We start from the raw sequence: 13,542 nt of genomic DNA, 5'->3' as shown, positions 1-13,542 counted from the left end.
GTACCAACGACATTTCGCTGATGGTGAGATAATTGCTGCTCATTATTGTCAACTGAATTACTTTGATGAATATAATTCAGCAGGAAACGCTTCAACAGTATAATATATGGGGATTATATACCAAACTGTTTGTTTGTTCAATTGCATTTCAGGTAATGTTTTATATAGACCATGGTATGACTGGAAAGGTATATTCTGTATCATAACAAATACAGTTCATATGTCAAAAAGGGGACACAATTATGAATAATTTAAAGATACGTCCGTTTAAAGAAGCGGACAGGGCGGCACTGGGGAACTTTAAATTGAGCGGCGCACAGCTTGAATACACCAGTCTGCCGCTTGAAGTGCTGGATGATGCCATAGAGGATGAAGAACGCCTGCCGTGTGTCGTCGAGGGCGGGGAAGATGGAGTCATCGGTTTTTTTGTCCTTCACAAACATTACAGGCATGAAGGATATGATACGGTGAAAGAAGCGGTCTTCGTCCGCTCCCTGTCCATCAACGAAAACGTCCAAGGGAAAGGATATGGGACGGAGGTTGCCATGAACCTGCCGATCTTCGTTCAGGAGCATTTTTCCGATTTCGATCATCTTCACCTCGTAGTGGATGCAAAGAATGCTGCAGCATGGAACTTATACGAAAGGGCGGGCTTCATCCATACAGCGACGAAAGAAGACGGCCCGGTGGGGCCGGAGCGCCTATATTATCTGGACCTGGATCAAAAGTACGTCAGCAATGTCAAACTGAGGAGGAATTCAAAAAGGTCGCTGCCTCATTTGAAAATTGATATAGTGCTTGATAATCACGAAGTTATTGGTTACCTTGAAGGAACAATCGATGAGGGCACACTTCATCTGGATGATCTCTTCGTTGAAGCCAAAGAGAGGAAACGGGGGATAGCTTCCAGTGCCTTGAGGCAGCTCGGCACTTTCGTGAGGAAGAATCTGGACAACGTATCCGTTGTGGCGGTGGAGGCGAGTGCGGATCAGGACATCAACAGGTTGTTCGAACATGTCGGCTTTGCGTGTTTCAAAGATACGGGGAAGCCGCATTTGTACATCAAGTATATCAAATATTAAATACTTCTTGCGCGGGCGTATAAATCACTGTATCATGTCTAAAGATAGGAGCGAACGAAAGGGTGTAAATCAATGAGAATAGATAATTATTCAAAAGAAATGATGGATGAAAATTCCTTTATAGACATGTCTTATATCTACCTTCAGGACAAGGGGGAAGACACTGACCTTTACGACATAGTGGACAAATTCAAAGACGTCGGCGGCTATAATGACGAAGAAATAGAGGACCGCATACTTCAGTTCTATACCGACCTGAACACCGACGGGAGGTTTTTATCGACAGGGGAAAACATCTGGGGGCTCCGTGACTGGTACTCCGTGGATGACATTTCCGATAAAGTGGCGCCGACCATACACAAAATCGAACTTGCTACCGAAGAGGATGAAGTCGTGTTTGAAGAAGAGCAGGACGAGACCCCGGCGGATGCATTCGACCAGGATAAAGATCTCGTTGACAGTGACACTGAAGACCTGCATACACCTTTGAACGAGACGTCGGGCGGCGAGATGGGGGAAACACTGGAGTCTCCAATCGACGAGCCGATGGCGTACGACGATACGGATGACCTCGAAGACAGCTATGAAGACGATGAGAAAACTGTCTGAATCAACTTATAGTTGACAATATCCCTGAAAGTGCTATTATTTTATTTGGGCTCCCTGAAAAAGGGAAGATGAAGAACGGCTCCTTTTCACCTTGTGTGAAAGGGAGCATTTTTATTTTTACAGGAGGAAAAAGAGATGACTAAATATATCTTTGTTACTGGCGGCGTTGTATCTTCACTTGGTAAAGGCATCACAGCGGCTTCACTCGGCCGATTACTTAAAGACCGGGGCTATAAAGTCACCATCCAAAAATTCGATCCCTATTTGAATGTGGATCCGGGGACGATGAGCCCGTATCAGCACGGAGAGGTGTTCGTCACGGATGACGGTGCGGAAACGGACCTTGATCTCGGACATTACGAACGCTTCATCGACATCAGCCTGCATAAATACTCCAACGTGACAGCGGGTAAAGTGTATTCGGAAGTGATCAGGAAAGAGCGCCGCGGGGATTATCTCGGCGCCACAGTACAGGTGATCCCGCATATCACGAATGAAATCAAATCCCGTCTGATCAAAGCGGGTGAAGTATCAAAAGCGGATGTGGTCATCACTGAGATCGGCGGAACGATCGGGGACATCGAATCACTGCCTTTCCTTGAAAGCATCAGACAGCTGCGCAGTGACATCGGTCGGGAAAACGTCATGTACATACACTGTACTCTGCTCCCGTACATCAAAGCCGCAGGGGAAATGAAAACAAAGCCGACCCAGCACAGCGTTAAAGAGCTGCGTGGTCTTGGCATCCAGCCGGATATGATCGTCGTCCGTTCCGAGCATGAAATGGAAGAGGACCTGAGGGATAAGATTGCATTGTTCTGTGACATCGAAAAAGAAAATGTCATTGAAGCCCGTGATGAAGAGACGATATATAACATCGTCATAAGGTTGCAGGAACAGCATGCGGATGATCTGGTCATCGAGAAGCTCAACCTGAAACCTTCCAAGCAGGCGGACCTGGTGGAATGGAAGCATCTGCTCGAGAACCTGGAGAATATAGACAAGACTGTTTCCATCGGCATCGTCGGTAAATATGTGTCCCTGCAGGATGCCTACCTGTCGGTTGCAGAGTCGTTGAGGCATGCGGGATATGAACGCCAGGCGGATATAGATATCAAATGGATCAACTCGGAACTCCTCGCACCTGACAATTATGAAGAGCAATTGGGAACGCTTGACGGCATCGTCGTACCCGGCGGTTTCGGTGAGCGGGGGGTCGAAGGCAAGATCCTGGCTTTGAAATATGCAAGGGAAAATCAAATGCCGGTGCTCGGCATCTGCCTTGGCATGCAGCTGGCGACAGTCGAGTTTGCAAGGAACATCGTGGGGCTGGACCGCGCCCATTCAAGGGAGCTCGATCCGAACACGCCACACCCGATCATCGACCTGATGCCTGAGCAGAAAGATGTCATCGACCTTGGCGGCACGCTGCGCCTCGGCAGTTTCCCTTGTGAACTCAAAGGCGGAACGATGGCAAAAGAGCTGTACAATAAAGAGTTGATCAGTGAGAGGCACCGGCACAGATATGAGTTCAACAATGCTTATAAGGAACAGTTGGAAGCGCACGGCATGGTGTTTTCCGGTACGAGTCCCGATGGGCGTCTTGTGGAGATGATCGAATTGAAGGACCACCCGTATTTCATGGCGGTCCAGTTCCACCCGGAATTTTTATCGAGGCCGACAAGACCGCATCCGTTGTTCCAGGGACTGATTGATGCGAGCCTGAAATGAAAAAATCCCCTTCCGGGGATTTTTTAATACTCATCATTCGTCATCTCGTCAATCAGGACATAGAGATGGTAATAGAGGTAAGTGAACGCATTGATGTAAGGATTGACTATTTTGTCGAAATCGGGCGTCGGTATCAGTTCTCTCGGCGAGGACAGATCGATATAATGATGATATCCGTCGATCGTCTCCGCCTCATGTCTGTTGTAATTGCAGATCAGCACGAATTCAACAGCGCCTGCGGACAATGTCTCCGTGAATGCCTTGACTTCCTCGTCAAAAGACTTGGCGATCACAAGCACCCTGTCCGGGGTGTCCAATGATTCGACGGAGGAGAAAAGGGAAGGGCTCCCGAGCTTCAGTTCCCCTTCGATGAGCAGCGGTTCAATTTTAGTGAAGTCATGAAAGGTCTTCATCACCACCCGGCCTTCACCGTGGACTGCCTGAGAGAGCAGTCTGGCGGCGATTTCCACCTCTTCTTCCTGGGCGTTTAACTGATTATAAATATTGTTCAGTTGAGTTTGTAATATTTTATCCAAGGTACTCACCTCTAAAAAGTAGTCAGTGCTTATTATTTTACCACTAAAATGAATAATTATTTAATCATTATTTGAAATATCCGTTGCCGGAGTGTGAAAAAACGGTATTATGAAAGGATAGGCATCATCTACATCGTTTTCTTTGCCGGTACAAACAGGATTCTTATATAATGGACTAAAGAATATAATGGAGGATTTTAAATCATGAAATATTTTATAGATACAGCAAATATGGATGAAATCAAGGAAATACATGAATGGGGCGTACTGAGCGGGGTCACCACGAACCCTTCACTCGTCGCAAAGGAGAAGGACATTTCCTTCCACGAGCGCCTGGTTGAAATCTGTGAACTTGTGGAAGGGCCGGTCAGCGGTGAAGTGATCTCCCTTGATGCGGAAGGCATGATCGAGGAAGGCAGGGAACTTGCCAAACTCCACGAACATATCATCGTCAAGATTCCGATGACGGGTGAAGGCATGAAAGCCGTGAATGTGCTCGCATCCGAAGGCATCAAGACGAATGTCACACTCGTGTTCAATACAGTCCAGGCATTGACAGCCGCCCGTGCAGGTGCAACTTATGTATCACCATTCATCGGCCGCCTGGATGATATCGGCCTTGAAGGTCTCCAGCTGATCGAAGACATCAGTGTCATTTTTGCATTGCACGGCATCGAGACTGAAATCATTGCTGCCTCAATAAGGAATGAAGGGCATGTCCACGGCGCTGCCCTGAAAGGTGCGCATATCGCGACGCTCCCATATAAAGTCCTGAAGAAACTGACGGACCACCCGCTGACGGATAAAGGCATCGACCAGTTTTTGAATGATTGGAACAAGGACAAATAAATCGTCCGATTTTCAAGATAGGAGTTGGCATATGAGTAAAGAAGTGATAAAAGTACGCGGCGGGAAAATGTTGACGGGAGAAGTGGACATCAGCGGCGCAAAAAACAGTGCAGTCGCACTGATCCCCGCCTCATTGATGGCCTCCGAAGGGGAAGTGCTCCTGGAAGGACTGCCTGAAATTTCAGATGTCACCACATTGATGAGCCTTTTGAATGATTTGAACATCAGCACCGACCTGGACGGGACGAACCTCCGGATCGGTGCGGAAGAGGCGGAGAACATGCCGCTGCCCAACACAAAAGTCCAATCTCTGAGGGCGTCATATTATATGATGGGCGCGATGCTGGCACGCTTCAGGAAATGCGTCATCGGCCTGCCGGGCGGGTGCCCTCTCGGACCGAGGCCGATCGACCAGCATATCAAGGGTTTCGAAGCACTCGGGGCGAAAGTGACGAACGAATATGGGGCGATGTACCTGGAGGCGGAGAAGCTGACAGGTGCCAAAATATTTTTTGATGTGGTCAGTGTCGGTGCAACGATCAACCTGATGATGGCAGCGAGCTGTGCCGAGGGCAGGACCATCCTTGAAAATGTGGCAAAAGAACCTGAAATTGTGGATGTCGCTTCACTGCTCAACAATATGGGGGCGGACATCAAGGGTGCAGGCACCGACACCATCAAGATCAACGGGGTTGAAAAACTTCACGGCACCCGTCACAGCATCATTCCGGACCGGATTGAAGCGGGAACGTACATGATTGCAGGTGCAATCGCAGGGAGAAACTATCGGGTGAACAACATCATCCCGCTGCACATGGAATCGCTCACCTCAAAACTTGAGGAGGCAGGGGTTAAAATTGAAACAGGGGATGATTACATGGTGATCACCCGCCCTGAAAAGTATAAACCCATCTCATTGAAGACGCAGGTCTATCCCGGCTTTGCCACAGATCTGCAGCAGCCGATCACCCCCATGTTATTTTTGGCGGAGGGGGTAAGCAAAATCACAGAAACGATTTATCCCGCACGGTTCAGGCATGTGGACGAGCTGAGGCGGATGGGTGCACAAATCGATAAGAACAGCGGCACTGCATTGATTTATCCATCGATGCTGCAGGGGGCCGAAGTGTATGCGAGCGATCTCCGGGCAGGTGCATGCCTGCTGCTTGCAGGGCTGAGTGCCGACGGCATCACGACCATCCATAATGTCGGTCACATCGACCGTGGTTATACGGATATTGTCAGTAAGCTGCAGTCCCTCGGTGCGGACATATGGAGAGAAAAATTATAATGATTCACAAACCAGTGCTGATGACCCACCAGCACTGGTTTTTTATATGTGTCATACCGTTTTCCAATATGCTATACTATTGATGAAAAAATTACAGGAGGTTCCCTTATGGAGAGAAGTTTATCTATGGAGCTCGTCAGAGTGACTGAAGCGGCTGCCCTGCAGAGCGCCAAATGGGTGGGGAAAGGTTTGAAGGAAGCGGCGGACGATGCAGCGACAGAAGCGATGCGCACCGTTTTCGACACCATACCGATGAATGGTGAAGTCGTGATCGGAGAGGGTGAAATCGATGAAGCACCCATGTTGTACATAGGAGAAAAGCTCGGTACGAAAGAAGGGCCTGACATCGATATCGCGGTCGACCCCCTGGAGGGCACCTCGATAGTGGCGATGGGCGGATGGAATGCACTTACGGTGCTTGCAGTGGCGGATAAGGGCAACCTGCTTCACGCACCGGACATGTATATGGATAAAATCGCCGTCGGTCCGGAATGCCGGGGTGTAGTGGATCTGGATCACACAGTGGCAGAAAATCTTCATGCCGTTGCAAAGGCGAAGGGTAAAGGTATAACGGATGTCACAGTGACGATCATCAACCGGCCCCGCAACCAGGAATATATAGACGCAGCAAGAGCAGCCGGGGCCCGTGTCAAGCTGTTTGAGAACGGGGATGTCGCCGGCGCCATCAATACCTGCTTCGACTGGACGGGTGTCGATCTCATGCTCGGCATCGGCGGCGCACCGGAAGGCGTGATTTCCGCTGTCGGCATAAAATGCCTCGGCGGAGATTTCCAGGGACGCCTGTATCCTGTAAATGAAGACGAAGTGGCGCGCTGTAAAATCATGGGCGTGGATGTAAAGAAAAAATACCTGAGGGACGAGATGGTCAAAGGTGACGATTCGATATTTGCCGCGACTGCCGTGACCGACGGGGAGATGATGAAAGGTGTCCAGTTCAAAGGCAGTTATGCCGAGACATCATCGATGGTCATGAGGGCAAAATCAGGCACGGTCCGTTTCATCAATGGACGGCACAGTCTGAAGAAGAAGCCGAACATGGTGATGGAGAGCTGATCATATAAGGGGCATATCCGTGAAAAGTGATATGCTTCTTTTCTTTCGGTTCAATATACTGTAGAATATCAGTTGTTCATTCAACGCACCTCTTCAATACTTCCTCTGCGATCCCTTTAAAACAATTTGAACGATATCCAAACAATATGAAAGCGAAGTGAATACATGGCTGATCGAAACAAAGAAGGGCTGAAATATGAATCCTTCGATTCGCTGTATAAAAATAATTCAACCAAAGTTCTCACTGAACGTGCAAAAGAACTCAGGCTGACGAACTACAGCAAGCTGAATAAAAAAGAACTTGTACTGGCAGTGATGGAAGCTGAAATGGAGAAAGACGGCAACTACTACATGGAAGGTGTCCTGGATGACATCCAGCAGGATGGCTACGGTTTTCTCAGGACGGTCAACTTCTCAAAAGGAGAAAAAGACATTTATATTTCAGCTTCGCAAATCCGCAGGTTCGAACTGAAAAAAGGTGACAAGGTCACTGGTAAAGTCAGAAAACCCAAAGAGAACGAAAAGTACTACGGCCTGCTGCAGGTTGATTTCATCAACGACCAGAATGCGGAACACATAAAGAAGCGGCCGCATTTCCAGGCGCTCACCCCCCTGTATCCTGAAGAACGCATCCATCTTGAGAACAAATCCGACGATTTATCCACACGGATCATGGATCTCATCACACCGATAGGCTTCGGACAGCGCGGCATGATCGTGGCACCTCCTAAAGCGGGTAAGACCTCATTGCTGAAAGAGATTGCGAATGCCGTCACCAAGAATCATCCGGAGGCAAAACTTTTCATACTTTTGATCGGCGAGAGGCCGGAAGAAGTGACGGATCTGGAGCGTTCGGTTGAAAATGCGGAAGTCGTGCATTCCACTTTCGACGAGCCGCCGCAGCACCACGTCAAAGTGGCGGAGCTGCTGCTTGAAAGATCGAAGCGGATGGTGGAGATGGGGGAGGATGTCATCATCCTCATGGACTCCATCACACGTCTGGCCAGAGCCTATAACCTGGTCATCCCGCCAAGCGGACGTACATTGTCAGGCGGGCTGGATCCTGCCAGCCTGCACAGGCCGAAACACTTTTTCGGTGCAGCACGTAATATAGAAGCGGGGGGCAGCCTGACCATCCTTTCGACAGCACTCGTTGAAACGGGCAGCAGAATGGATGATGTGATATATGAGGAGTTCAAAGGTACGGGCAATATGGAGCTTCATCTTGACCGTGGGCTGAGCGAGAAGCGTATATACCCGGCGATAGACATCCGTCGGTCGAGTACGAGAAAAGAAGAGCTTCTGCTTGATAAGAAAGAGCTTGATATATTATGGCAACTGAGAAAGCTCTTTACAGATTCGCCTGATTTCACAGAGCGTTTCTTAAGGATACTCAAGCAGACGGAATCGAACGAGGCATTCTTTGATGTGCTGAGGGAGCGCATGCTTTCTTCGCAAAAGACCGGAAAACCAGTAATATAATCGGTTGGAATAATGGTTGATTTTTGCACTGTTAGACTGTATAATACACAAGTATTGTATGGCAAAACCACAAAATAACTCTGTTCCAGATGGTTCAGGGCAAGGGAGATGAATATTATGAAGCAAAACACTCATCCGGAATACCATAAAGTCATATTCCTGGATTCTACTACGGATTATAAATTTTTAAGTGGATCTACACGTACTTCCGATGAAACGATGGAGTGGGAAGATGGCAACGAATATCCGGTTATCCGACTGGATATCTCATCAGATTCTCATCCATTCTACACAGGCCGCCAAAAATTCGCATCAGCGGATGGCCGTGTTGAAAAGTTCAACAAGAAATTCGGTTTCAAATCACAAAACGAATAGTCCGAAAGACAATCAAACTGCATTGAAACAGAAGTTTCAATGCAGTTTTTTTGTGCCGGAAATATGATATACTTATTAAGATTAAAGAAGACGGAAAAGGTGAATATATGTTTGATCAATTGGAGATAATCGAGAACCGGTACGAACAGCTCAATGAACTGTTGAGCGACCCGGATATAGTCAGTGATCCCGATAAGCTGAGGGAGTATTCCAAGGAGCAGAGTGACCTGCAGAAGACAGTCGATATTTATCGGGAATATAAAAAGCATAATGAGACGATTGACGAGTCCAAGGGAATGCTGGGAGAAACAGACGATAAGGAAATGCTTGAGATGCTCAAAGAGGAGATCACCGAGTCTGAAAAAGCACTGCCGCGGCTTGAAGAGGAGTTGAAATTCCAACTCATTCCAAAAGACCCGAATGATGACAAGAACGTCATCATGGAAATACGCGGTGCAGCCGGCGGGGACGAGGCGCAGATTTTCGCCGGAGACCTCTTCCGGATGTATTCCCGTTTTGCCGAAGATAACGGATGGAAGACGGAAGTGGTGGAAGCGAACGCAAGTGACCACGGCGGTTACAAAGAAATCAGCTTCATGATACAGGGTAACGGTGCCTATTCGAAACTGAAATACGAGAATGGTGCACACCGTGTTCAAAGGGTCCCGGAGACGGAATCGGGCGGACGCATCCACACATCGACTGCAACCGTGGCGGTTTTGCCTGAAGTCGAAGATGTCGAAATCGACATCAGGAATGAAGATTTGAAAATCGATACGTACCGTTCGAGCGGCGCAGGCGGACAGCACGTCAATACGACCGACTCGGCCGTAAGGATCACACATCTGCCGACAGGGGTCGTTGTGACTTCACAGGATGAAAAATCCCAGATTAAAAACAGGGAGCGTGCGATGAAGGTGCTGAAGGCGAGGATTTATGACCTGATGCAGCAGGAAGCGGAAGCTGAATATGCACAGCAGAGGAAATCCGCTGTCGGCACAGGCGACCGTTCCGAACGCATAAGGACTTATAATTATCCGCAGAGCCGGGTCACAGACCACCGCATCGGGCTGACGCTCCAGAAACTCGATCAGATCATCGAAGGGAAACTTGATGAGATCATTGATGCACTGGTCATTGAAGAACAGACATCAAAACTTGAAGAGCTCAATAATGCCACCTTTTAAGTATGGGGAGGCCATCAGGGAAGGCAGGAGATATCTCGCTGAATGCGGTCAGGAAACGGAAATCGCAAATTTATTGATGGCGGATTTATTTTCCCTGACGACCACTCAGCTGATGGTGAAGGCCCATGATGAAATGCCGGCAGCGGCAAAGGCTTTGTATGGTGAGTCCGTTGAAAGAGTATGCGCCGGGGAACCCTATCAATACGTTGTGGGGTTTTCGTGGTTTTACGGCGAAAAATTCAAAGTGACCAATGATACACTGATTCCAAGAAACGAGACTGAAGAGCTTGTACTGTTTGTCATGGAGCGGGAGAGTGATGATGGCAAAACGATTGTCGATATAGGGACCGGGACGGGAGTCATACCGGTGACACTGCAAAAGGGCTGGACTGAAAACATCGTCCTTGCCACCGATATCTCCCCTGCAGCCCTGGAAGTCGCAAAAGAGAATGCTGAGACGCATGACGTCAGCGTCCACTTCCATGAAGGGGATTTATACGAACCGCTGATCAGGCACGGTATAAAAGCGGATGTGATCATATCAAACCCGCCGTACATTTCCAGGGCGGCCACCGGCATCATGACACCTTCGGTACTCCGCCATGAACCGCATCAGGCGCTCTTTGCCGATGACTCGGGCCTTCAGATTTACAAGAGGCTGATTGACGGTCTGCCTGGTGTCCTGCGCCCGGGCGGGCGTGTCTACTGTGAAATCGGTTTTGATCAAAAGGAGCCGCTTGTGGAGCATTTATTGGAAAAGTGGCCGGGGACGAAACATTACGGTGTGGTCAAAGATATGAATCAGCTGGATAGAATACTTTATTTCACCTGGGAGGGATGAGTCAGTTGAAGACAAAAGTCTGGGAAATATCAGCAGAGGAATTGGACAGCCCGGAAACGGCTGAAAAACTTGAAGAGATCAAGACGGCACTGACATACGGCGAAATCATCGGATTGCCGACCGAGACCGTTTATGGACTGGCCGGGGACGCGAGGAACCCCGAAGCGATCCAGAAAATATTCCAGGCCAAAGGAAGGCCGCAGGACAACCCGCTGATCGTCCATATACATGATATAAATCAGCTTGAAAAATTTGCAGAAATACCTGACGAACGGGTATTAAGGCTGATGGAGGCATTCTGGCCGGGCCCGATTTCCTTCATCCTGCCGTTGAAGGGCGGATATATCACCGCCAAGACAGTTGCAGATTTGAGGTCTGTCGCAGTCAGGATGCCGAGTCATCCGGTGGGTCTGAAAATCCTGGAATATACGGATATCCCGCTTGCCGCCCCGAGTGCGAACATCAGCGGGAAACCTTCGCCCACGGATTACAGGCATGTGGTGGATGATTTGAAAGGGAAGATGTATGGTGTGGTCAACAGCGCTCCTGCAAATTATGGCATTGAAAGCACGGTGCTCGATTGTACGACATTCCCATACCAGATCGCCAGGCCCGGAGAAATTACAAAAGCGGATTTGGAGCGGGTGCTCGATGAAGAAATCAAAGTTCATGAAGGCGATGCAGCGAAGCCGGTTTCACCCGGGATGAAATATAAACACTATGCACCGACACAGCCTCTGATCCTGATAGAAGGTATCGTCATGGGACAGACGCTGAAGGCCGAAAAAGATGAGAGAAAGCTCGGAGTCATCGCGCCTGAATCATTCCGCAGCTCGGTGCCCGACGAAGTGGAATTCATCAGCCTGTGCCGGAAAGAGGATGACTACAGGGAGGCTGCAAAGAACCTTTACGGGGCGCTCAGAAAGATGGATAAATCGGACGTGGATAAGATCTATATCTACAGATTCAGGGAGAATCCCTCCTCGGCGGCATTATTGAACAGGATCTACAAGGCGACGGGTGACGTATTGATAAAAGGGGAGCAGATAAGTGAATAGGCGGATCATTTTCGTATGCACAGGCAACACCTGCAGGAGCCCGCTTGCAGAGAGTTATGCGAAAACAATTTCCAAAGGCAGCACCTTCACTTCCCGCGGGCTGATGGTGACGGAAGACGGGGTGAACCCGGGCACCATGAAAATCGTGGAAGATGAAGGTCTCGTCCGTCCGGAGGGGCCGGCACAGCTGAAGCCGGAAGATGTTGAGGGTTCTGTATTACTTGTTATGACAAGAGATCATGAATCTTTCATCAAAAGCATGTACCCGGAGGCGGAAGTATATTTGTTGAGTGAATACGCAGATGGCACAACCGTGGATATCACGGACCCGATCGGCGGCAGTGACGGGGATTACAGGGCGGTATATTCACAATTGACAAAATTTTTAGGGAAATTGTTTAAATAATTTGTGAAAAGTACTATGATTACTTGGTGACGGTAATTTTATATATAATACGAATGAGGTGAAAATATGAAAATAATAGTGGGGTCAGATCACGGCGGTTTCAACCTGAAACGGGCGATCGTGGATGACTTGAAAGAAAAGGGTCTTGATGTGACGGATTTCGGTCCCGAGACGGCAGACTCCGTCGATTATCCCGACTACGCAAAGCCTCTTGCGGAAAAGGTGGCGGCCGGGGAGTATGATAAAGGCATCCTTGTCTGCGGCACAGGAATCGGCATGAGCATATCAGCCAATAAAGTCAAAGGCATCCGCAGTGCACTGGTGCATGATACATTCTCAGCAAGAGCGACGCGGCAGCACAATGATTCGAACGTCCTTGCCATGGGCGAGAGAGTGGTCGGCGAAGGTCTTGCACTGGATATCGTCGATATTTGGTTAAATACTGAATTTGAGGGTGGTCGACATGAACGAAGAGTTTGTAAAATTGAAGAATGATTTGGAAACGCTTATCGATGAACTCGAAGCTGAAAATTTCTTCTTTGAAGGCCAGAGGCTGATCATCGGTTGTTCGACCTCGGAGGTCATCGGTCAGCATATCGGCAAAAACAGTTCGATGGAAGCAGCGGGAGTCATTTATGACTGCCTTAAGGACATCAAGGAAAAGCATGGCGTCCATCTCATGTTCCAGGGGTGTGAGCATATCAACCGTGCCGTCACGATGGAAAGAAAGACGCTTGAGGCGTCCGGATACGGCGAAGTGAGCGTCGTCCCCCACAGGAGCGCCGGGGGCAGCCTGAGTGAACATGCATACAAACAGATGGACGATGCCGCCGTCGCGGAATTTGTCACTGCGGATGCGGGCATCGATATCGGTCAGACATTGATCGGCATGCATTTGAAACATGTAGCAGTACCTTTCAGGACCGACACGAAGATGGTCGGGCAGGCGATGGTCACCATGGCCAGAACGCGGCCTAAATTGATCGGCGGTCCGAGAGCCAAATATAATAATTAATTAAGA

Annotated in this window: 15 protein-coding genes; 14 read left to right on the top strand and 1 reads right to left on the bottom strand. The window is 48.9% G+C overall.

Annotated features, from left to right (window positions below; all coding sequences use genetic code 11):
* The first annotated feature begins 242 nt into the window (after positions 1–242).
* The 3 genes from BUA12_RS10145 to pyrG all read left to right on the top strand — a co-directional run bounded on the left by BUA12_RS10145 (position 243) and on the right by pyrG (position 3,422).
* Positions 243–1,082 carry a GNAT family N-acetyltransferase gene (locus tag BUA12_RS10145; RefSeq protein WP_072710500.1) on the top strand — a complete coding sequence of 280 codons (840 nt, stop codon included), beginning with the start codon at positions 243–245 and terminating at the stop codon, positions 1,080–1,082.
* A gap of 72 nt (positions 1,083–1,154) precedes the next feature.
* Positions 1,155–1,691 carry a DNA-directed RNA polymerase subunit delta gene (gene rpoE, locus BUA12_RS10140; protein ID WP_072710499.1) on the top strand — a complete coding sequence of 179 codons (537 nt, stop codon included), beginning with the start codon at positions 1,155–1,157 and terminating at the stop codon, positions 1,689–1,691.
* A 135-nt stretch (positions 1,692–1,826) separates the two neighbouring features.
* Positions 1,827–3,422: a CTP synthase gene (pyrG, locus tag BUA12_RS10135; protein ID WP_072710498.1), complete on the top strand. Its 1,596-nt coding sequence runs from the start codon at positions 1,827–1,829 to the stop codon at positions 3,420–3,422.
* Between the two features lie 23 nt (positions 3,423–3,445).
* Here the strand turns inward: pyrG and BUA12_RS10130 are convergent, their stop codons facing one another.
* Positions 3,446–3,967 carry a DUF2529 family protein gene (locus tag BUA12_RS10130; RefSeq protein WP_245772806.1) on the bottom strand — a complete coding sequence of 174 codons (522 nt, stop codon included), beginning with the start codon at positions 3,965–3,967 and terminating at the stop codon, positions 3,446–3,448.
* A 195-nt stretch (positions 3,968–4,162) separates the two neighbouring features.
* On the opposite strand from BUA12_RS10130, the gene fsa reads away from it, so the two are divergent.
* The 11 genes from fsa (at position 4,163) to BUA12_RS10075 (ending at position 13,536) form a co-directional block, all read left to right on the top strand.
* Entirely contained in the window at positions 4,163–4,807 is a 645-nt protein-coding gene (gene fsa, locus BUA12_RS10125; protein WP_072710496.1) for a fructose-6-phosphate aldolase, read from the top strand.
* 31 nt (positions 4,808–4,838) lie between these two features.
* Positions 4,839–6,098 (top strand): UDP-N-acetylglucosamine 1-carboxyvinyltransferase, encoded by a 1,260-nt coding sequence (murA, locus tag BUA12_RS10120; RefSeq protein ID WP_072710495.1) that lies wholly within the window; start codon positions 4,839–4,841, stop codon positions 6,096–6,098.
* A gap of 108 nt (positions 6,099–6,206) precedes the next feature.
* Positions 6,207–7,172: a class II fructose-bisphosphatase gene (gene glpX, locus BUA12_RS10115; RefSeq protein ID WP_072710494.1), complete on the top strand. Its 966-nt coding sequence runs from the start codon at positions 6,207–6,209 to the stop codon at positions 7,170–7,172.
* A 165-nt stretch (positions 7,173–7,337) separates the two neighbouring features.
* Complete coding sequence (gene rho, locus BUA12_RS10110) at positions 7,338–8,654, top strand: transcription termination factor Rho (protein WP_072710493.1); 1,317 nt, start codon at positions 7,338–7,340, stop codon at positions 8,652–8,654.
* A 117-nt stretch (positions 8,655–8,771) separates the two neighbouring features.
* Positions 8,772–9,029, top strand: coding sequence for a type B 50S ribosomal protein L31 (locus BUA12_RS10105; protein ID WP_072710492.1), 258 nt, complete (start codon positions 8,772–8,774; stop codon positions 9,027–9,029).
* A 107-nt stretch (positions 9,030–9,136) separates the two neighbouring features.
* Complete coding sequence (gene prfA / locus BUA12_RS10100) at positions 9,137–10,216, top strand: peptide chain release factor 1 (RefSeq protein WP_072710491.1); 1,080 nt, start codon at positions 9,137–9,139, stop codon at positions 10,214–10,216.
* The gene (gene prmC / locus BUA12_RS10095) at positions 10,203–11,057 is read left to right on the top strand and encodes a peptide chain release factor N(5)-glutamine methyltransferase (RefSeq protein ID WP_072710490.1); all 855 of its coding nucleotides are present in this window, start codon (positions 10,203–10,205) and stop codon (positions 11,055–11,057) included. The genes prfA and prmC overlap by 14 nt, the downstream gene beginning before the upstream one ends.
* Positions 11,058–11,062: 5 nt before the next feature.
* Positions 11,063–12,115 carry an L-threonylcarbamoyladenylate synthase gene (locus tag BUA12_RS10090; protein WP_072710552.1) on the top strand — a complete coding sequence of 351 codons (1,053 nt, stop codon included), beginning with the start codon at positions 11,063–11,065 and terminating at the stop codon, positions 12,113–12,115.
* Positions 12,108–12,521 carry an arsenate reductase/protein-tyrosine-phosphatase family protein gene (locus BUA12_RS10085; protein WP_072710489.1) on the top strand — a complete coding sequence of 138 codons (414 nt, stop codon included), beginning with the start codon at positions 12,108–12,110 and terminating at the stop codon, positions 12,519–12,521. The genes BUA12_RS10090 and BUA12_RS10085 overlap by 8 nt, the downstream gene beginning before the upstream one ends.
* Positions 12,522–12,587: 66 nt before the next feature.
* On the top strand, positions 12,588–13,016 hold the full coding sequence (rpiB, locus tag BUA12_RS10080) for a ribose 5-phosphate isomerase B (protein ID WP_072710488.1): 429 nt from the start codon (positions 12,588–12,590) through the stop codon (positions 13,014–13,016).
* On the top strand, positions 12,985–13,536 hold the full coding sequence (locus BUA12_RS10075) for a TIGR01440 family protein (protein WP_072710487.1): 552 nt from the start codon (positions 12,985–12,987) through the stop codon (positions 13,534–13,536). The genes rpiB and BUA12_RS10075 overlap by 32 nt, the downstream gene beginning before the upstream one ends.
* Positions 13,537–13,542: the final 6 nt, after the last annotated feature.

This window comes from Lacicoccus alkaliphilus DSM 16010, from assembly GCF_900142805.1.
GTDB classification, from domain to species: Bacteria; Bacillota; Bacilli; order Staphylococcales; family Salinicoccaceae; genus Lacicoccus; species Lacicoccus alkaliphilus.
The sequence above is the reverse complement of the archived record's forward strand: the minus strand, read 5'-3'. Positions and strand labels throughout refer to the sequence as shown.

Coding starts and splice junctions, on each gene's coding strand:
- prmC (WP_072710490.1), top strand. CDS start 10,203: ATGCCACCTTTTAAGTATGGGGAGGCCATCAGGGAAGGCAGGAGATAT.
- murA (WP_072710495.1), top strand. CDS start 4,839: ATGAGTAAAGAAGTGATAAAAGTACGCGGCGGGAAAATGTTGACGGGA.
- fsa (WP_072710496.1), top strand. CDS start 4,163: ATGAAATATTTTATAGATACAGCAAATATGGATGAAATCAAGGAAATA.
- rpoE (WP_072710499.1), top strand. CDS start 1,155: ATGAGAATAGATAATTATTCAAAAGAAATGATGGATGAAAATTCCTTT.
- BUA12_RS10105 (WP_072710492.1), top strand. CDS start 8,772: ATGAAGCAAAACACTCATCCGGAATACCATAAAGTCATATTCCTGGAT.
- BUA12_RS10075 (WP_072710487.1), top strand. CDS start 12,985: ATGAACGAAGAGTTTGTAAAATTGAAGAATGATTTGGAAACGCTTATC.
- pyrG (WP_072710498.1), top strand. CDS start 1,827: ATGACTAAATATATCTTTGTTACTGGCGGCGTTGTATCTTCACTTGGT.
- prfA (WP_072710491.1), top strand. CDS start 9,137: ATGTTTGATCAATTGGAGATAATCGAGAACCGGTACGAACAGCTCAAT.
- glpX (WP_072710494.1), top strand. CDS start 6,207: ATGGAGAGAAGTTTATCTATGGAGCTCGTCAGAGTGACTGAAGCGGCT.
- BUA12_RS10145 (WP_072710500.1), top strand. CDS start 243: ATGAATAATTTAAAGATACGTCCGTTTAAAGAAGCGGACAGGGCGGCA.
- rpiB (WP_072710488.1), top strand. CDS start 12,588: ATGAAAATAATAGTGGGGTCAGATCACGGCGGTTTCAACCTGAAACGG.
- rho (WP_072710493.1), top strand. CDS start 7,338: ATGGCTGATCGAAACAAAGAAGGGCTGAAATATGAATCCTTCGATTCG.